This window comes from Stenotrophomonas sp. GD03958 (assembly GCF_029839005.1).
GTDB classification, from domain to species: domain Bacteria; phylum Pseudomonadota; class Gammaproteobacteria; order Xanthomonadales; family Xanthomonadaceae; genus Stenotrophomonas; species Stenotrophomonas hibiscicola.
On record NZ_JAOBZT010000019.1, the window covers coordinates 34,055 to 52,202 of the forward strand.

General features: G+C 67.5%; 19 protein-coding genes. 7 read left to right on the forward strand and 12 right to left on the reverse strand.

Annotated features, from left to right (window positions below; translation table 11 throughout):
- Nucleotides 1-38: 38 nt before the first annotated feature.
- Nucleotides 39-1,145, forward strand: coding sequence for a glycerophosphodiester phosphodiesterase (locus N5C25_RS08205; protein WP_279936756.1), 1,107 nt, complete (start codon nt 39-41; stop codon nt 1,143-1,145).
- Between the two features lie 94 nt (nt 1,146-1,239).
- On the opposite strand, the gene N5C25_RS08210 is transcribed toward N5C25_RS08205, so the two are convergent.
- The gene (locus N5C25_RS08210) at nt 1,240-2,010 is read right to left on the reverse strand and encodes a rhomboid family intramembrane serine protease (protein ID WP_021203280.1); all 771 of its coding nucleotides are present in this window, start codon (nt 2,008-2,010) and stop codon (nt 1,240-1,242) included.
- Nucleotides 2,011-2,103: 93 nt separating this feature from the next.
- The gene (locus tag N5C25_RS08215) at nt 2,104-3,066 is read right to left on the reverse strand and encodes a TerC family protein (protein ID WP_019658790.1); all 963 of its coding nucleotides are present in this window, start codon (nt 3,064-3,066) and stop codon (nt 2,104-2,106) included.
- Nucleotides 3,067-3,359: 293 nt separating this feature from the next.
- Here N5C25_RS08215 and N5C25_RS08220 point away from each other — a divergent pair, with 293 nt between their 5' ends.
- Both N5C25_RS08220 and N5C25_RS08225 read left to right on the forward strand, forming a co-directional pair.
- A complete protein-coding gene (locus N5C25_RS08220) occupies nt 3,360-4,529 on the forward strand; it encodes a class I SAM-dependent rRNA methyltransferase (protein ID WP_279936757.1) in 1,170 nt (389 codons plus the stop codon).
- Nucleotides 4,530-4,664: 135 nt separating this feature from the next.
- Nucleotides 4,665-5,906: a dipeptidase gene (locus N5C25_RS08225; protein WP_279936758.1), complete on the forward strand. Its 1,242-nt coding sequence runs from the start codon at nt 4,665-4,667 to the stop codon at nt 5,904-5,906.
- Between the two features lie 45 nt (nt 5,907-5,951).
- Here N5C25_RS08225 and N5C25_RS08230 read toward each other — a convergent pair whose 3' ends face one another.
- The 3 genes from N5C25_RS08230 to N5C25_RS08240 form a co-directional block, all read right to left on the reverse strand.
- A complete protein-coding gene (locus tag N5C25_RS08230) occupies nt 5,952-7,379 on the reverse strand; it encodes an amino acid permease (protein WP_058983133.1) in 1,428 nt (475 codons plus the stop codon).
- Nucleotides 7,380-7,583: 204 nt separating this feature from the next.
- Nucleotides 7,584-8,213, reverse strand: a complete 630-nt coding sequence (leuE, locus tag N5C25_RS08235) for a leucine efflux protein LeuE (protein ID WP_005411716.1) — start codon at nt 8,211-8,213, stop codon at nt 7,584-7,586.
- 14 nt (nt 8,214-8,227) lie between these two features.
- Nucleotides 8,228-9,199 (reverse strand): LysR family transcriptional regulator, encoded by a 972-nt coding sequence (locus N5C25_RS08240; RefSeq protein ID WP_058983128.1) that lies wholly within the window; start codon nt 9,197-9,199, stop codon nt 8,228-8,230.
- A gap of 91 nt (nt 9,200-9,290) precedes the next feature.
- Here N5C25_RS08240 and N5C25_RS08245 point away from each other — a divergent pair, with 91 nt between their 5' ends.
- Nucleotides 9,291-10,298 carry a zinc-binding alcohol dehydrogenase family protein gene (locus tag N5C25_RS08245; RefSeq protein WP_279936759.1) on the forward strand — a complete coding sequence of 336 codons (1,008 nt, stop codon included), beginning with the start codon at nt 9,291-9,293 and terminating at the stop codon, nt 10,296-10,298.
- A 153-nt stretch (nt 10,299-10,451) separates the two neighbouring features.
- On the opposite strand, the gene N5C25_RS08250 is transcribed toward N5C25_RS08245, so the two are convergent.
- Nucleotides 10,452-11,057, reverse strand: coding sequence for a glutathione S-transferase family protein (locus N5C25_RS08250; protein WP_279936760.1), 606 nt, complete (start codon nt 11,055-11,057; stop codon nt 10,452-10,454).
- 45 nt (nt 11,058-11,102) lie between these two features.
- Here N5C25_RS08250 and rmuC point away from each other — a divergent pair, with 45 nt between their 5' ends.
- From rmuC to N5C25_RS08265, 3 genes are all read left to right on the forward strand, one after another.
- Nucleotides 11,103-12,659, forward strand: a complete 1,557-nt coding sequence (gene rmuC / locus N5C25_RS08255) for a DNA recombination protein RmuC (protein WP_019658781.1) — start codon at nt 11,103-11,105, stop codon at nt 12,657-12,659.
- A gap of 71 nt (nt 12,660-12,730) precedes the next feature.
- Nucleotides 12,731-13,126, forward strand: a complete 396-nt coding sequence (locus N5C25_RS08260; protein ID WP_019658780.1) for a hypothetical protein — start codon at nt 12,731-12,733, stop codon at nt 13,124-13,126.
- A gap of 125 nt (nt 13,127-13,251) precedes the next feature.
- On the forward strand, nt 13,252-13,797 hold the full coding sequence (locus N5C25_RS08265; RefSeq protein WP_251103019.1) for a glutathione peroxidase: 546 nt from the start codon (nt 13,252-13,254) through the stop codon (nt 13,795-13,797).
- Between the two features lie 85 nt (nt 13,798-13,882).
- On the opposite strand, the gene N5C25_RS08270 is transcribed toward N5C25_RS08265, so the two are convergent.
- The 6 genes from N5C25_RS08270 to N5C25_RS08295 are packed head-to-tail and all read right to left on the reverse strand — an operon-like array spanning nt 13,883 to nt 17,978.
- Nucleotides 13,883-14,896 (reverse strand): VacJ family lipoprotein, encoded by a 1,014-nt coding sequence (locus N5C25_RS08270; RefSeq protein WP_251103020.1) that lies wholly within the window; start codon nt 14,894-14,896, stop codon nt 13,883-13,885.
- A 1-nt stretch (nt 14,897) separates the two neighbouring features.
- Nucleotides 14,898-15,209, reverse strand: coding sequence for an STAS domain-containing protein (locus N5C25_RS08275; RefSeq protein ID WP_021203287.1), 312 nt, complete (start codon nt 15,207-15,209; stop codon nt 14,898-14,900).
- Entirely contained in the window at nt 15,199-15,861 is a 663-nt protein-coding gene (locus tag N5C25_RS08280; RefSeq protein ID WP_021203288.1) for an ABC transporter substrate-binding protein, read from the reverse strand. Before N5C25_RS08280 ends, N5C25_RS08275 begins: the two co-directional genes overlap by 11 nt.
- Nucleotides 15,858-16,382 carry an outer membrane lipid asymmetry maintenance protein MlaD gene (gene mlaD / locus N5C25_RS08285; RefSeq protein ID WP_058983117.1) on the reverse strand — a complete coding sequence of 175 codons (525 nt, stop codon included), beginning with the start codon at nt 16,380-16,382 and terminating at the stop codon, nt 15,858-15,860. The genes N5C25_RS08280 and mlaD overlap by 4 nt, the downstream gene beginning before the upstream one ends.
- Nucleotides 16,383-16,440: 58 nt before the next feature.
- A complete protein-coding gene (locus N5C25_RS08290; protein WP_005414955.1) occupies nt 16,441-17,190 on the reverse strand; it encodes an MlaE family lipid ABC transporter permease subunit in 750 nt (249 codons plus the stop codon).
- A complete protein-coding gene (locus tag N5C25_RS08295) occupies nt 17,190-17,978 on the reverse strand; it encodes an ATP-binding cassette domain-containing protein (protein ID WP_058983116.1) in 789 nt (262 codons plus the stop codon). The genes N5C25_RS08290 and N5C25_RS08295 overlap by 1 nt, the downstream gene beginning before the upstream one ends.
- Nucleotides 17,979-18,148: the final 170 nt, after the last annotated feature.

An 18,148-nucleotide genomic window follows, 5' to 3' on the forward strand; every position in this document is an offset into this window, starting at 1 on the left:
ATACTGACGCCCATCACATACCGCTTGGGGAAGTCGCAGTGAAGTCGTGGGGTTGTGCGTTGCTGTTGTCGCTGGCCGTGGCACCATCGGTGGCCATGAGTGCTGAATCCTCCACCCCGGCCGCGCCCAAGGTGTCGGTCTATGGCCATCGCGGGGCAAGCGCGTTGCTGCCCGAGCACACCCTGGCCGCCTATGCCCAGGCCATCGCCGATGGCGCCGACTACATCGAACCGGACCTGGTCATGACCAGGGATGGAGTGATGGTGGCTCGCCACGAGAACGAGATCAGCGGCACCACTGATGTGGCCTCGCATCCGGAGTTCGCCAGCCGCCGCACCAGCAAGGTCATCGACGGGCAGAAGGTCGACGGCTGGTTCACCGAAGACTTCACCCTGGCCGAGCTGAAGACCCTGTACGCACGCGAGCGCCTGCCGGAGCTGCGCAGCTCCGCCTATGACGGGCAGTTCCGCATCGCCAGCCTGGACGAGATCCTGGCCTTCCTGGTTCAGCAGGCCGGGCGTGCCAACCGTGGCATCGGCCTGGTGCCGGAGATCAAGCACCCGACCTACTTCCAGTCGATCGGCCTGCCGATGGAAGACAAGCTGCTGGCCGCGCTGCGCGGCAACGCCTATACCAACGTCGGCCCGGTCACCATCCAGTCGTTCGAGACCGCCAACCTGCGCTACCTGCGCGGCAAGATCCCGCGCGGCAGCAACATCCGCCTGCTGCAGCTGCTGTGGAAGGGCGACACCCAGCCGGCCGACATCGCCAAGGCCGGTGGCAAGCTTACCTACGCGCAGATGATGGCCCCGGCAGGACTGAAGGACATCGCCAGCTACGCCGACAGCATCGGCCCGGAACTGCGCTCGATCATTCCGCTGGACGCCAACGGCGCGCTGAGCACTCCGACCACGCTGGTACAGGACGCACATGCAGTGGGGCTGATGGTGATTCCGTACACCTTCCGTCCGGAGAACCACTTCCAGGCCAGCAACCTGCGCAAGGGCGCCGACACCGCGCGCAATCCCGAAGGTTCGATTGCCGAGATGCACGCCTATCTGGCGACCGGCATCGATGCGTTCTTCACCGATGATCCGGCGCTGGGCCGGCAGGCGGTGGATGGCATGGGCGCGGCGGGGAACTGATTCTCCCGGTAGTGCCGGCCGCTGGCCGGCAACCTCATGAACCTTCGGTGGGAATTCCCGGGTTGCCGGCCACCGGCCGGCACTACCCCACCTCTCAACCGCGCGGTTCGTCCGGCCGGCGGAACGGAATCACCACGTAGTCCTGGCCCTCGCGCGGCTGCCACAGCACCGGCACGCGCTGTGGCGACGGCGGCTCCAGCTCGTCGTCGGCCAGCGGTTCTGCCTCGTCTTCTTCGTCTTCCCAGCTGTAGCGCGGGCGCGGCGGCAGCGGGTCGGCGTTGCGGAACAGCAGCGCGGCGATGATGCCGGCGAAGGCGCCGCCCATGTGCGACTGCCAGGACACGCCATCGGCGTGTGGCAGGATGGTCATCAGCATGCCGCCGTAGAACAGCATGCCGATCAGGCCGGTGGCGATGGCGGTGCGGTCGCGGCGCAGCAGGCCCAGGCTGGCCAGCAGGAACATCAGGCCGTGGGTCACGCCGCTGGCGCCCAGGTGCACGCTGCCCGGATTGCCCAGCATCCACGCGCCGATGCCCGAGCCCAGCCACAGCAGGGGCAGGGCGCGTACGGTTGCTTTCGGGTAGACACTTCCAGCCAGCGTGCCCAGGATCAGGATCGCGATGCTGTTGGCGGCGATATGCTCGACCGAGGCATGCAGCATCGGCCCACCGATCAGGCCAAGCAGGCCCTTGGCTTCCAGCGGTGCGACCGCCCACGGCCGCCAGTCGAAGGTGCCCTGCAGGGCGAACACGGCCACCAGCACCAGCACAGCGGCAAGGCTGAGATTGAACGCCCGCAGGATGCGCGAGCGGTCATCGCGAGGGGCCGGCACGTCGCCGGCGGGCAGGGGCGCGTTGTTGTCCATACCTCAGCAATGGCGGTGACTGGCGCGAAACCAAGGCCACCGCTGCGGGAGAGTGGGTGCGGCCGGCGGGACAATCCCGCCGGCCGGCCATGATCAGGCGTGGCCGGAGCCTTCCTTCGGCGGGTACTTCAGGCTCAGTACCACGGTGGCGGCGATGATGACCGCGACCACGCCCAGCGACACCGGGGTCGGGATCTTGAACAGGTCGATGATCATCATCTTGATGCCGATGAAGCCCAGCACCAGCGCCAGGCCATACGGCAGCAGGTGGAAGCGGTCGGCCATGCCGGCCAGCAGGAAGAACATCGCGCGCAGGCCCAGCACCGCGAACACGTTGGAGGTGAGCACGATGAACGGGTCGGTGGTGATCGCGAAGATCGCCGGGATGCTGTCCACCGCGAAGATCACGTCGGTGACCGCGATCAGGATCAGCACCGCGAACAGCGGGGTGAACCAGCGCACGCCGTCGCGCTTCACGCTCAGCGCGTTGCCGGCGTAGTCGGGCAGCAGGCGCAGGTGCTTGCGCATCCAGCGCAGGGCCGGGTTGGTCTCCAGGTCCGGCTCCTGGCCGGCGGCAAACCACATCTTCCAACCGGTGAAGAGCAGGAAAGCACCGAATACGTAGAGCAGCCAATGGAACTGGCTGATCAGCACGCTGCCGGCGAAGATCATGATCGTGCGCAGCACGATCGCACCCAGGATGCCGATGATCAGCACCTTCTGGCGCTGCTCATCCGGCACCGCGAAGTAGCTCATGATCATCAGGAACACGAAGATGTTGTCGACCGCGAGCGCCTTCTCGACCAGGTAGCCGGTCAGGAATTCGAGGCCGACCTTGTTCGCTACCACCTGGCCGGCGGTCTCATTCAGGTAGTACCAGAGGCCGGCATTGAACAGCAGGGCCAGCGCGACCCAGCCGATGGACCACCACAGGGCCTCCTTGAAGGTGACCTTGTGCGGTCCACCATGGCGCATCAACACGAGGTCGACCAGCAGGGCGATGACCACCACCGCTGCGAAGCCGCCCCACAACCACACGTTACCGATCGTCTGCATTGGGAATGTCCGTTGGAAAGATGAATGCCAGGCCGGACGGCGAGGATCTGCAACGGAGGATCGGGAGGGGGATCCAGGGACAGAGCTTCGCCAGTACGGCGAAGGTCTCGCTCGCAGTTCCAGTCGGCTGGAACTGCCGTTGCACCGGAGCCTGCGGGCTCGAAATGACGGCGACAACGTCTGGGAGCTACTCCCCTTCTGCTGCCGATTCTGCGGCCTGGCCGGGCCGCCGTCAAATGCCGCGCCGGGCCCTGGATTTCCGGCCCCCGGTGCCCCCCGGCTACAATGACCGGATGAATATCCCCCTTCCTATTGTCCGCCTCAAGAATGCGTGGCGTTCCAGCCACCCGTGGATCTTCCAGAAACTGGTCGAGAAGCCGACCGTCCGGCCCAAGCCCGGTTCCATCGTCGACGTGGTCGGCATCGATGGCGAGTTCATTGGCCGCGGGTTCTACAACGGGCACTCGCGCATTGCCGTGCGCATCCTTGAGACCGACCAGAACGTGCCGGTCGATGCCGGCTGGTTCTCGCGCAAGATCGCCCAGGCGGTGTCGCTGCGCCGTGAGGTGCTGAAGCTCGACGCGGTCTCCGACGCCTGGCGCGTGGTGCACAGCGAAGGCGACGGCCTGTCCGGCCTGGTGGTGGATCGCTACGGCGACCTGGTGGTGGTCGAGTTCTTCGCCGCCGGCATGTTCCGCCACCGCGAATGGATCTACGACGCCCTGCGCGAGCAGTTCCCGGGCTGCCGTTTCCACAGCTTCGCCGACGAACACGTGCAGAAGCAGGAGAGCTTCGACTTCCACGGCAACACCACCACCGAAGCGGCGGTGATCACCGAGTACGGCATCAAGTTCCGCGCCGACCCGGCCGGTGCACACAAGACCGGCTTCTTCGCCGACCAGCGCGAGAACCGCGAGTGGCTGAGCCAGCAGGTGGAAGGCAAGAGCGTTCTGGACCTGTGCTGCAACACCGGTGGCTTCGCCGTGTACGCAGCAGCGCGTGGCGCCTCGGAAGTGGTCGGCATCGATATTGATGAGGACGTCATCCAGATCGCCAAGGGCAATTCGCGCCTGAACAACGTGCGCCCGAAGTTCATCCAGTCCGATATCTTCCCGTGGCTGCGCGACGCCGCCAACCGCGGTGAGCAGTACGACGTGGTGATCCTGGACCCGGCGAAGATGACCCGCGACCGCGACCAGGTCATCACCGCACTGAAGAAGTACCTGGACATGAACAAGCTGGCGCTTGGCGTGGTGAAGCCGGGCGGCCTGTTCGCCACGTTTTCCTGCACCGGCCTGGTGGCCGAGGACCAGTTCCTCGACATGCTGCGCCGCGCGGCCTATTTCTCCGGCCGCACGATCCAGATCCTGAAGGTCGCCGGCGCCGGCCCGGACCATCCGTTCATGGCCCACGTGCAGGAATCGCGTTACCTCAAGGCCGTGTTCTGCCGCGTGGTGGATTGACCGCGTGACTGCCGATCTCTGTAGAGCCGAGCCCACGCTCGGCTGATCTGTCTGGCAGCCGAGCCCATGCCCGGCGCTACAAAACGGCGGGCCACAGCGCTATCGTCGGGCTCTTCCCAACACCGGTGAGAGCCCATGCCATCGTTGCGCCACCTGTCCTTCGTGCTTGCCGTGGCGCTGTGCGCGCCACTGTCCGCCCAGGCCATCGAGTTCAGCACGCAGGAGCTGGCCCGCGCCAAGGCCCTGCAGCAGCGCCTGGTCACCCTCGACAGCCATCTGGATACGCCGGCCAATTTCAGCCGCACCGGCTTCGACATCGAACAGCGCCACGACCGCAACGCACTCTCGCAGGTGGACTACCCGCGCATGGTCGAAGGCGCGCTGGACGGCGGGTTCTGGGCGATCTACACCGACCAGGGCGACCGCAGCCCCGCCGCTCACCTGGCCGAACGTGACCACGGGTTGCAGCGGTTGCTGGAAATACGCGAGATGCTGGCCGCCAACCCCGAGCGGTTCGCGCTGGCACTGACCGCCGACGACGCGGCGCGGATCAAGGCGGCCGGCAAGCGTGTGGTCTACATCAGCATGGAAAACGCCAGCCCGCTGGTGGCCGATCCCAGCCTGCTCTCGTTCTACCACCGCGCCGGCCTGCGCCTGCTCAGCACCGTGCACTTTGCCAACAACGAGTTCGCCGATTCGGCCACCGATCCCAAGGGTGCGGAATGGAAAGGACTTAGCCCGGCCGGCAAGGAGCTGGTGCGGCAGGCGGTGAAGCTGGGCATCGTGATCGACCAGTCACATGCATCGGATGCGGTGTTCGACGATCTGCTGGCAATGATGCCGGTACCATTCGTGCTGTCGCACAGCTCGGCCAAGGCGGTCTACGACCACCCGCGCAATCTCGACGACGCGCGCCTGCGCAAGCTGGCCAAAGCCGGCGGCGTGATCCAGGTGAACGCCTATGGCGGCTACCTGATCGACACCGCGAAGACGCCCGAGCGCAAACAGGCCGAGGAAGCGCTGAGCAAGCAGCTGGGCGGCTGGGAAGGCATGGGCATCGAACAAGGCGTTGCCCTGCTGAAGGCCGAACAGGCACTGGACCACGAGCACCCGGTGCGGCACGCCAGCCTGGACGACTTCTTCGCCCACTTCGACCACATCCTCACGGTGGTCGGCCCTGAGCACGCGGGCATCGGCCTGGACTGGGATGGTGGTGGCGGACTGAGTGACCTGCCCGATGTCAGCCAGCTGCCGAAGATCACCGCGTGGCTGCTGCGCAAGGGCTATACCGAGAAGCAGATCGCCGGCATCTGGGGCGGCAACCTGCTGCGGGTGATGCGCCAGGCGCAGGACTACGCCGCAAAGCAGGGCGGTTGAAACGCCCTGCGGTGGTGCCGGCGGCCGGCACTACCGGTGATCGGTCTATTTCGCGATCAGCGCATTGCGTCGGCTGTACAGCAGGTACAGCACCAGGCCGGCCACGTTCCACAACAGGAAGTACAGCTGGGTGGTGTGCGGCAGGCTGATGAACAGGTAGATGCAACCCAGCGCGGCCAGCGGGCCAACCACGAAGGCCAGCGGCGTGCGGAACGTGCGCGCGCGGTCCGGCTCGCGCAGCCGCAGCACCACCAGGCAGATGCCTACCGCAGTGAACGCGGCCAGGGTACCGGCGTTGGCCAGTGCGGCAATCTCGTCCAGGCGCGCCACGCCGGCCAGCGCGGAAACCACGACCGCAGTGAACAGCGTGGTTGCCACCGGCGTGCCGGTACGTGCGTTCACCTTGGACAGGCGACGCGGCAGCAGGCCGTCGCGGCTCATCACGAAGAAGATGCGGCTCTGGCCGTACAGGAAGGCCAACAGCACGGTCGGCAGGGCGATGATCGCGATCACGCCGATCACCATCGCCGCGGTCGGATGGCCCAGCTGGCGCATGATCAGCGCCAGCGGCTCGGCGCTGTGGCCGAACACCGCGTAGCTCATCGCACCCACGGCGGCCAGCGCCACCAGCACGTAGACGATGGTGCAGCCGATCATCGAACCGATGATGCCGATCGACAGGTCGCGGCCCGGGTTCTTGGTTTCCTCGGCGGCGGTGGAGATCGCATCGAAGCCGTAGAAGGCGAAGAAGATGATCGCCGCTGCCGCCATCACGCCGTGCTCGACGCCGTCGGGGCCCATCGACTTGGCGAAGCCGTACGGCATGAACGGCTGCAGGTTGGCGCTGTCGAACGCGGGCAGGGCCACGGCCACGAAGATGGCCAGCGCGATCAGCTTGAACACCACCAGGATGGCGTTGAGTGTGGCGCTTTCCTTGGTGCCGGCCATCAGCATGCCGGCCACCAGCCAGGTGATGATGATCGCCGGCAGGTTGATCATGCCGCCTTCCACGTGCGGGCCGGCCGCCAGCCAGGCCGGCAGGTGCACGTTCCAGCCGAACTGGGTGTGGACCCATTCGAGGAAGCCGACGAAGTAGCCGGACCAGCCCACCGCCACCGTACTCACCACCAGCGAGTACTCCAGGATCAGGCTCCAGCCCACCACCCAGGCGAACACCTCGCCCAGCGCACTGTAGCTGTAGGTGTAGGCACTGCCGGCGGCGGGCATCATCGTCGACAGCTCGGCGTAGGACAGCGCCGCGCAGGCACAGACCGCACCGGCGATGGCGAAGGAGATCAGCACGGCCGGGCCAGCCAGGTTGGCACCGACGCCGATCAGCGTGTAGATGCCGGTACCGACGATGGCGCCGATGCCCAGCGCGATCAGGTGCGGCCAGCTGAGCGTCGGGATCAGGCGCCTGCCGGCTTCGTGGACGGTGACGGAATCTAGGGACTTGCGCCGGAACAGGGACATGCAGGCCTCGGAAGGGGTGACTTAGAACGACAAGTTCCCGAGTGTGACCGAACGCAGCGCAGCATTACCACTGACGGGGGTCATGATTGCCGGCGCGCGCGCTGCACCGCGACCAGACTGCCGGAATCGGCATAAAGCAGGCCGGGGCGCCAGAGGCGGTGCCGGCGAACAGCAGGGCCAGGCCGAGCAGCGGCAGCCGCCCGTTCATCCGTTCAACCCCAGCCGGATGCCGAACCCCACCAGGAACAGGCCGGCCACGCGGCGCAGCGCATCGCTGATCCGCGGGTGCTGGATCAACCGGCGGCGGGCCAGGTTGCCCACGCCGATCAGCATCGAGCAGTAGGCGATGCTGACCACCAGGATGATGCCGGCCAGGGCCGCGAAGGTCGCGATGCCCTGGTGCGCCTTCGGATCGATGAACAGCGGCAGGAAGGCCATGTAGAACAGGATCGCCTTCGGGTTGAGCAGGCTGACCAGGATCGCCTGCTGGAAGTAGCGGCCCGGCTGCATGCGGATCGGACCAGCATCACCGCCCTCGTGCTTGGGCGTGCGCAGCAGGCTGATGCCCACCCACACCAGGTAGGCCGCACCCAGGTACTGCACGGCGTGGAACACCAGCGGGTTGGCCTTGAGCAGTGCGGCCACGCCGGCCAGCGCCAGCCACATCAGGATCTGGTCGCCGACCAGCAGGCCGGCCAATGCGGTGTAGCCGCCACGCACGCCGCCACGGCCGGTGGCGGTCAGCAGGGTGAAGGTGCCGGGGCCGGGCAGGGCGAGAAACACCAGCACGGCGACCAGAAACGTCCACAGGTCCTGGATGCCCATCCACGGCATGGCGGTGTTCTCTCTTACGCGGGGCCGCCATTGTCGGCCAGCACCACGGCGGAGGACAGGGGGCCGGTGGGGCCAACCGGCATGCCAGACAGCAGCGGTTGCAGGTGCTGGCGCAGCTGCGCGTGCAGCTGCCGCACCGCGGGTGAGAACTGCTTGCGGTGCGGGCACACCAGCTGCAACGGGATGTCGCTGCCGACACCGCCCAGCAGCAGCTGCAGGCGCCCGGCCAGCACGTCCTCGCGCAGGTCCAGCCAGGACTTGTAGGTGATGCCTTCGCCGGCCACGGCCCAGCGCCTTACAACATCGGCGTCGTCGCAGACCAGGGGGCCGCGCACGGCAACCACGGTACGACGCCCATCGACGTCGAAAGACCAGCGATCGTAGGCACGACCGCTGAGCTGGTAGACCAGGCAATCGTGCTCACGCAGTTCGTCCAGGCGCGTGGGCGTGCCCCGTCGCTGCAGGTAATCGGGCGAGGCCGCCAGTACGCGCCGATTGCCTTCCAGCAGGGGCAGGGCGACGTAGTTGGCGTCGTCGAAGTGGCCGATGCGGATGGCCACGTCGACCGGGTCGCGGAACACATCGGCCACTTCATCGGACAGGCGCAGGTGCAGGCGCAGCCGGGGATGGGCCGCGCGGAACGCGCCCAGCCAGGGCAGCAGCAGGTTGCGGCCCAAGTCCGACGGCGCCGACAGCTGCAGGGTGCCGTGCAGTTCGGCGTCCTCGGCCTGCACGCGCGCCTGGCCCTCGCGCAGGGTGGCCAGCACGTCCTGTGCGTAGGGCAGGTACAGCGCGCCCTCGCCGGTCAGGCGCAGGCTGCGGGTGGTGCGCACGAACAGGCGCAGGTCCAGCTCGCGTTCCAGCCGCGCCACTGCCGCGGCGACCTGCCCCGGCAACAGGTCGGCCTCGCGGGCCGCTTGCGAAAAGCTGCCCAGCGCAGCAGTGCGGACGAACAGCTGCAGATCGTCGAAGCGGATCATCTTCATCGCCAGAGTGAAAGTGCTGCCCGATTCTGCGCCTTTCTGCGAGACCGCGTGCGGCGCAACCTGTCGCCTCCTTCCCCACTGGACCGCTGCCATGCGCGCCATTGCCTACACCCACGCCGGCCTGCCGATCGATGATCCCCAGGCCCTGATCGACCTCGAACTGGAGTTGCCGCAGCCCGGCCCGCGCGACCTGCGCGTGGCGGTGCGCGCGGTGGCGGTGAACCCCGTCGACACCAAGGTCCGCCGAGGCGTGGCCACCGACGGCCCGCGCGTGCTGGGCTGGGATGCGGTCGGCATCGTCGATGCGGTGGGCAGCGAGGTGACCCTGTTCCAGCCCGGCGATGCGGTCTACTACGCTGGCGTCATTGATCGCCCGGGCAGCAATGCCCAGTACCAGTTGGTGGACGAACGCAGCGTCGGCCGCAAGCCGGCCAGCCTCGATGACGCCGCTGCCGCCGCACTGCCGCTGACCGCGATCACCGCCTGGGAGCTGCTGTTCGACCGCCTGCGCATTCCCGAGGACGGGGGCGAAGGCCAGACCCTGCTGGTGATCGGCGCTGCCGGTGGTGTCGGCTCGATCCTGGTGCAGTTGGCGCGGAAGCTCACCAGGCTGACCGTGATCGGCACCGCCTCGCGCCCGGAGACCCAGGACTGGGTGTATGCGATGGGCGCCCACCATGTGATCGACCACCGCCTGCCACTGGCCGAGGGCCTGGCGCGGCTGGGCATCAACGAGGTGCAGCACGTGGCCAGCCTGACCCATTCCGACCAGCACTACGCGCAGATCGTGGAGCTGCTGGCGCCACAGGGCCAGTTCGGCCTGATCGATGACCCGGGCCAGGTGGATGTGATGGCGCTCAAGCGCAAGGCGTTGTCACTGCACTGGGAATCGATGTTCACCCGCCCGCTGTACCGGACGGCGGACATGCAGCGCCAGCACGACCTGTTGAACCGGGTGGCCGAGCTGATCGATGCCGGCGTGCTGCAGACCACGCTGGGCGAGCACTTCGGGCGCATCGACGCGGCCAACCTGCGCCGCGCCCACGCGCTGCTGGAAAGCCACCGCGCCAAGGGCAAGATCGTGCTGGAAGGCTGGTAAGGCTCCTGTAGAGCCGAGCCCACGCTCGGCTGCCGTTCGCGCGTGGGCGTCAGCCGAGCATAGGCTCGGCTCTACGGAGCTTCATCCACACATGGCGTGGATCAGCCGTGTCGACCAGGGTCGACACCTACCAACAGCTGCGGGAGCCACCGCTCACGCCACGCCGTTGTCGACGTGTTCGGCGAAACCGGGCTGCTCTCGCAGGCGCTCGAACCATGCGACGAGGTGGGGCAGCGCGGGCTTGCTGCCCGGCGTGCTGCGCCAGCGTTGGGTCGACAGCCCCAGCACGATATCGGCGAGGGTGAAGGTGCTGCCCGCCACGTAGCCATCGGTAGCGGTCAACTGCGCGTCGAGCACGCCCATCAGCCGGTTCCACTGCGCCAGGCTGGCCTCGGCACGGGCATCGTCCGGGTAGTCCGGATGCTGGCGTACGCGCGCCATGAACACGTGCCGCCAGGCGCTGTTGAGGTCGCTGGCCTGCCAGTCCATCCACTGCTCCACCCGCGCGCGGTCCTGCGCCGCACGTGGCAGCAGATCCTCGCGTCCGGCGCGCGCGGCAAGGTAGCGGCAGATGCTGTTGGATTCCCACAGTACGAAGTCGCCATCGCGCAGCACCGGCACCTGCCGGTTGGGGTTCAGCGTGGCCAGCAGATCAGGTGGGGGGACCGGCTCGTGATGCAGGGGCAGATCCAGCCCCGCGCACAGCCACAGTACCTTGCGCACGTTGATGGAAGTGGGCTTTCCGTATAGAGCGGGCATGGTCCTGACGCAGCAGCTGAGACTCGGCCAGCCTACACTTGCCCCATGCAAACCGAATACCTGCTCATTGCCGGCCTTCTATTGGCCGTGCTCATCCTGCAACTGGTCGCCCTGCTGCGCCGTCCGCCGCATGACCGCCTGGAACAGGCCGTGCGCGAGGAGGCCCGCGCCGGGCGCAGCGAACTGCGCGAACAGCTCGATGGCTTCGCCCGCGCGCTGACCGATCTGTCCACCCGCACCGACCAGCGCCTGGACCTGCTGCGCGAAGCGCTGGGCGAAGATGCCCGCAAAGCCCGCGCTGAAGTGGCCGACAGCCAGCAGCGCGGCGCAGCGTTGATGGGGCAGCGGCTGCAGGAACTGCGCGGCCAGCTGGAGACCTTCGGCCAGCAGCAGGAGGCACGCATCCATGCGTTTGGCCAGCAGCTGCAGGAGCTCACTGCGCGTACCGATACCCAGCTCGGGGCGCTGCGCCAGACCCTGGTGGACGATGCACGCAAGGGCCGCGAGGAGGGCGCGCAGTCGCAGCAGCGCCTGACCGACAGTCTGGGCCTGCGCCTGCAGGAACTGACCCAGCGCAACGAGCAGCGCATCGCCGAGATGCGTGCCACGCTGGAGGAACAGCTGCGCGCGCTGCAGAACGACAACGCCCAGAAGCTGGAGCAGATGCGCCACACCGTGGACGAGAAGCTGCAGTCGACGCTGGAAACGCGGCTGGGCAACTCCTTCAAGCTGGTCTCCGAGCGCCTGGAACAGGTGCAGCGTGGCCTCGGCGAGATGCAGCAGCTGGCCACCGGCGTGGGCGACCTCAAGCGCGTGCTGACCAACGTCAAGAACCGCGGCAGCTGGGGCGAAGTGCAGCTGGAGAACATCCTCGAGCAGACACTCACCCAGGAGCAGTACGCGCGTGCGGTGAGGGTGCGCCCGGATAGTGGCGAGATGGTCGATATCGCCGTGCGCCTGCCGGGCCGCAGCAGCGACGACACGCCGGTGTGGCTGCCGATCGACTCCAAGTTCCCGCGCGAGGATTACGAGCGCCTGCTGGACGCACAGGAACAGGGCGATGCCGAGGGCGTGCGCCTGCAGGGCATCCAGCTGGAGCGCGCGGTGCGCGTGCAGGCCAAGTCGATCTGCGACAAGTACATCGTGCCACCGCACACCACGGACTTCGCGGTGATGTTCCTGCCCACCGAAGGCCTGTATGCCGAGGTGATCCGGCGCCCGGGCCTCGTCGACCTGCTGCAGCGCGAGCACCGTGTGGTGGTGGCCGGACCGACCACGGTCACCGCGTTGCTCAACAGCCTGCAGATGGGCTTCCGCACGCTGGCCATTGAAAAGCGATCCAGCGAAGTGTGGGGCCTGCTGGGTGCGGTCAAGAGCGAGTTCGGGAAGTTCGCCGGCATCCTGGAAAAGGCCGAGAAGCAGATCACTACCGTTGGCCGCAGCATCGGGGAGGCCAGCCGCAAGACCCGTACCATCGAACGCCGCCTGCGTGGCGTGGAGTCGCTGGCGTCCGAACAGGCGCAGTCGCTGCTCGGCGACCTGGCCGAGGGTGATGCTGTGGCCGAGGAGGAAGGCAGTGACGGCGAGGGCGACGAGGCCTGAGCCACACTGACACGCCGCCTGCATCGCCGATGGGTATGCTGGCGGCCTGTCCGCTTCGACCAGGTACCACCATGCGCCTGCCCCGCTTCACCAGCCTTGTCCTGACCGCGCTGCTCGCCGCCTGCAGCAGCACGCCAACGACCGTGGACACGACCACGCAGGCCGCCTCCAGCACCCCCGAAGCGGACGAGGCGTACCGCGAAGCGCGCGACGTGGACTGCCAGGCCGCCGGTGGCACCCTGCAGCGGCTCGGCCGGCTGCAGCGCGAGCAGTGCGTGATTCCCTATGCCGACGCCGGCAAGGCCTGCAGCCGCAAGAGCGACTGCAGCGGCCAGTGCCTGGCCACGGGCGACGTGGCCGCCGGCAGTGCCGTCACCGGTACCTGCCAGCGCGACGTGCGCCAGAACTTCGGTTGCCGCCAGCGCATTGATGACGGCAAGGCGCAGGGCACGATCTGCGTGGATTGAATCCTGCCTGTAGAGCCGAGCCCACGCTCGGCTGATGCCACAGCAGCCGAGCGTGGGCTCGGCTCTACAACCGCGCGCACAGCGCTATGCTGGTGGGCCATTTCCCGCTGTTGCCGGAGCCCCACGTGAGCACCCCGATCCAGGACATTTCCCTCACCACCATCGACGGCCAGCCGTCCTCGCTTGCCGACTACCAGGGCAAGGTACTGCTGCTGGTCAACGTCGCCTCCAAGTGCGGCCTGACCCCGCAGTACGAAGGCCTGCAGGCGCTGTATGCGGAAAAGCACGCGCAGGGCCTGGAAGTGCTGGGCTTCCCCGCCAACAACTTCCTCGGCCAGGAGCCGGGCAGCGAGGCGGAAATCCAGCAGTTCTGCCAGCTTACCTACGACGTCAGCTTCCCGATGTTCTCCAAGATCAGCGTGGCCGGTGACGATACCCACCCGCTGTACCAGCAGCTGACCGCCGCCCAGCCGCAGTCGATCGGCGAAGGCCCGCTGCGCGAACGCCTGACCAGCAAGGAGATCCCGGTCCACCCGGCACCGGCGGTGCTGTGGAACTTCGAGAAGTTCCTGGTTGGCCGCGACGGCAAGGTCATCGCCCGCTTCGCCCCGGACGTGGCTGCCGATGACGCGCGCCTGCGCGACGCCATCGAGGCCGCGCTGGCGGCCTGAGGAAAGCGTGCCGACCAGGGTTGGCACCTGCCGGAAAAGAAAAACCCCGCCGAGGCGGGGTTTTTTCATGCACGGGCTGCAGCGATCAGTTGCTCCAGTTCGGCATCGGCATGGCATCGACCGGGATCGGCGAATTGGCATCGTCGTGGCCACGGTCGCGCTTGCTGCGCAGATCGTTCTCGATCTGGTAGTTGCGGCGCTGCATCCACGCATCGCGGACCAGCGAGTACTCGTCCACGGCGGTGTCACGCAGGTCGTCGACCGCCAGCAGCTGCGCGCGGGTATCCACCAGCTGCAGGCCCTGCAGGCCGATGCGGACCTTGTCCTCCTCGATGCGGCGGATCGGCGACAGCGGAATGTCACCGGCCAGGCCGAATACATCGCGTACGGTGCGCGGGCCGAAGAACGGCAGTTCCACGTAGCGCGAACGCCGCCAGCCCCACGCACCCAGGGTCTGGCCGAAGTCTTCATTGCGGCGCGGCACCATCGCCTTGCTGGCCGGATCGAACAGGCCACCGATGCCCAGCGTGCTGTTCATCAGAAAGCGGCCGAGGCTGTCCCAGGCATCGGCACCGCGGCCCTGCAGCAGCTGGTTGGTGATGGTCACCGGTGCCCGCAGGTTGCTGAAGAAGTTGCTGACGCCGGTGCGGGCGAAGCGCGGCACTACGTGGGTGTAGGCCGTGGCCAGCGGACGGGCAATGCCGCGGTCGACCGCGTTGTTGAACTTGTGCACCTTGCGGTTGAACGGTTCCCATGGGTCGTAGGCTGCCGCACTGCCGGTGTTGCCGCTGCCGCCATAGAGGGCATCGAAGTCGTCATCACCACCGGGGGCGGTCGCCGCTGCGGCCCTGGCCGCATCGGTGTCGGCGCCGCGGGCCGGTACGGAGGGTGGCGTGGCCGGTGCAGGGGCGGCAACCACGGCTGCGGCCGGCGCGGCATCAATCGTAGCGGTATCGGCGGTGGGGGCGGAGGCCTCGGCGATGGTGCTGGCCGGGACCACGGTACTGGCTGCCGGTGCATCGCTGCGTGCGGGCTTGCCCGCGCAGGCGGTCAGCGCGGCGGCCAGGACGATCAAGGGGAGAGTGCGTACGACGTTCATGTCAGCTCGCAGCAGAAGTAGCGTTGAAATCCAGATCGGGCGACAGCCGGTAGGCTGCGCTCAGCTCGTTGTAGCCGGCCGGCGCGCCCGAGACGACCAGTGGGTGACCGCTCCTGCGCGCGCGTGCGGCCAGCTCGGCCAGCAGCGCCAGGCCGGCGCTGTCCACGCGGTCCACCTCGCCCAGCTCCAGCCGTGACAGCTTTGCCGGCAGGGCCTGCAGCTGCGGCCACAGCGAGATCACCGCGGCACGGTCGAGCACCCCGCGCAGGCGCAGGGTGTCGCCTTCCAGCAGTGCCAGTGCGTTACTTGCCATTGCCCGCGGGCCCGGCCTGCATGCTGCCGCTGTGCAGTTCGCTGGCCACCTGCTTGATGCCCTTCTGGCGCAGCGGGGTATCGAACTGGTTGCGGAAGGTCTGCACGTAGGAAATGCCTTCAATGTTGACGTCGAAGATCTTCCACTGGCCGTTCACGTTGCGCATCCAGTACTCGACCGGAGTCGGCTCGTTGCCGGCGCGCACCAGTTCGGTGCTGACACGCACGCCACGATTGCCCGGCAGCGGGCTTTCACCCTTCAGGCGGAAGCTTGGCTTGCCCTGGATGTTGAGCAGGGTCGAGCCGTAGCGCTGCATCAGGCTGTCGGCCATCGCATCGGCGAACAGCTTGATGTCGGCGTCGGAAGCGCCGCGGGCGTGCGGGCCCAGCACCAGGCGCGCGGCGTAGTCGCGGTCGAAGGTGCGGGTCAGTTCGCTGTCGATGTAGCTGCGCAGGCTGGCCGGGTTGCTGGTGAACTCGCTCTTGCGCTGCTGCAGCGTGGACAGGATGCGGCTGCTGGCATCGATCACCACCTTGCCGGCCTGGCTCTGCGTTGCGGCAGCGGCAGGTGCGGCGGCCTGGGCCTGGGCCAGGAACGGGGTGGCTGCCAGCAGCGCCGAGGCGAGCAGGGCCGGGATCAGTTTCATTTTCATGGTTGCGGTTCCGTTGCAGGCGCCTGCGCGCCATCGTTGGGCTTCTGAGCAGCGCCGCCACCGGCGCCGCCACTGAACATGTACTTGCCGACCAGCTGGATCAGGTCCACGGCCGGCTGGGTGAAGACGATCTCGTCGCCGGCCTTCAGCACGTCCGGGTCACCGCCCGGCTGCAGACCGATATAGCTCTCGCCGAGCAAACCACTGGTGAAGATGCCGGCCGAGGTGTCCGCCGGCAGGTCCTTGACCTTGCTGTCCATGCGCAGCGTCACGATGGATTCGAACTTCACCGGGTCCAGGTCGATCGAAGCGACCTGGCCGACGGTCACGCCGCCGATCTTCACCGGCGCCTGCTTGCGCAGCTGGCCGACCTGGGAGAAGCGCGCCTTCAGGTCATAGCCCTCACTGCCCCAGCTCCAGCGCTGGTTGGTCGAGGCCACGGCCAGCACCAGCAACGAGGCCAGAGCCAGCAGCAGGAAGGCGCCGACGGAAAATTCGAGTCTGGGACCGCGGATGGCCATGTGGATTACCTGATCGAGTCGTTGTGGCCGCGCGCGCCTGCGCACGGCCGGGGGAGGGTTAGGTGAACAACATTGCCGACAGCACGAAGTTGAACATCAGCACCAGCAGCGAGGCGTTGACCACCGCACGGGTGGTCGCCACTGAAGTGCCTTCAATGGTCGGCTCGGCGTGGAAACCAACATAGGCGGCCACCAGCGCGGCAGTGCCGCCGAAGATCGCCGACTTCAGCATCGCCACGCCGAAGTCGTCCCAGAAATCCACGCTGTTGCGCAGCGCCGACCAGAACACGCCGTTGTCCAGGCCCAGCACGTGCACGGCTTCGAAGTAGCTGGCGCTGATCGCCAGCGAACAGAAGATGCCGGTCAGCAACGGCACGGTCAGCACCGCCGCCCAGAAGCGCGGCGCTACCGCCTTGGCCACCGGGTCGATCGCCATCAGCTCCAGCGCCTTGATCTGGTCGGTGGCACGCATCAGGCCCAGTTCGGCGGCGATCGAGCTGCCGGCGCGGCCGATGAACAGCAGCGCGGTCAGCACCGGTGCCAGCTCGCGGTACAGCGACAGGCCGAGCAGGGTCGACAGCGCGTCGGCCGCACCGAAGGTGGTCAGCGTGCGGTAGCCCTGCAGCGTCAGCACCAGGCCGACAAAGGCACCGCCGACGGCGATGATGGGCAGCGAGCGCGCGCCGATCTTGTAGATCTCGCGGGTCAGCTCGGCAAGGAAATCACGCGTGGGCAGCGAACCGCGCAAAACGGTCAGCGAGAAAAGGCCGGCGCGGCCAAGCGAACGGGTGGCTTGGACGAACGGCATCAGGCAACCCTCGCGCGCGGCGCGGCATCGAACGGGATGGGGCCATCGGGCTGGCCATGCAGGAACTGCCGCAGCAGCGGGTCCTGGCTGGAATGCAGCGCCTCGGGCGTGCCCTGGAATACGATGCCGCCATTGGCAATCGCGATCACCTGGTCGCAGATCGGCAGGGTCTCGTGCACGTGGTGGCTGACGATGATGCTGGTCAGGCCCAGGCTGTGGTTGAGACGTTGGATCAGGCTCATGATCACCCCGGAGGCGATCGGATCCAGCCCGGTCAGCGGCTCGTCGTAGATCATCAGCGGCGGGTCCAGCGCCAGCGCACGGGCCAGCGCCACACGGCGCGCCATGCCGCCGGACAGCTCGCGCGGCCAGGCATCGGCGGCGGCCAGCAGGCCCACCGCATGCAGCTTCATTTCCACCAGGCGGCGCAGCACGGCGGTCGGCAGGCGGGTGTGCGTGCGCAGCGGCAGGGCGACGTTTTCGGCCACAGTGAGGTCGGTCAGCAGGCCATTGCCCTGCAGCAGCACGCCCACGCTCTTGCGCATTTCCAGCAGTGCGCCGCTGTCATGCGGGATCGGCTTGCCGAACAGAGTGACCTCGCCGGCGACCGGGCGCAGTTCGCCGGTCAGTGCCGCCAGCAGGGTCGACTTGCCGCTGCCGGACGGACCGAGCACGGCAGTGATGCTGCCCCTAGGCACCTGCAGCGACACGTCGCGCAGGATCGTGCGCCCGCTCCGGTCGATGCGGACGTTGGATAACTGCACCAGACTGGAGGTGGAAGCCGACATGGGCACCATTAACGTTTTTTAGACATCGAAGGATCGGGCCCGTCGGCTGAACATAAGCAGACTGGACGGTCCAGTATTGTTGCACGGCAAGGCCTCGCGTAGGCCGGGACAATCGGCCGGCGGGCCGGAACAATCCGTACCGCTGGCGGGCCAACCATTGAATACTGCCT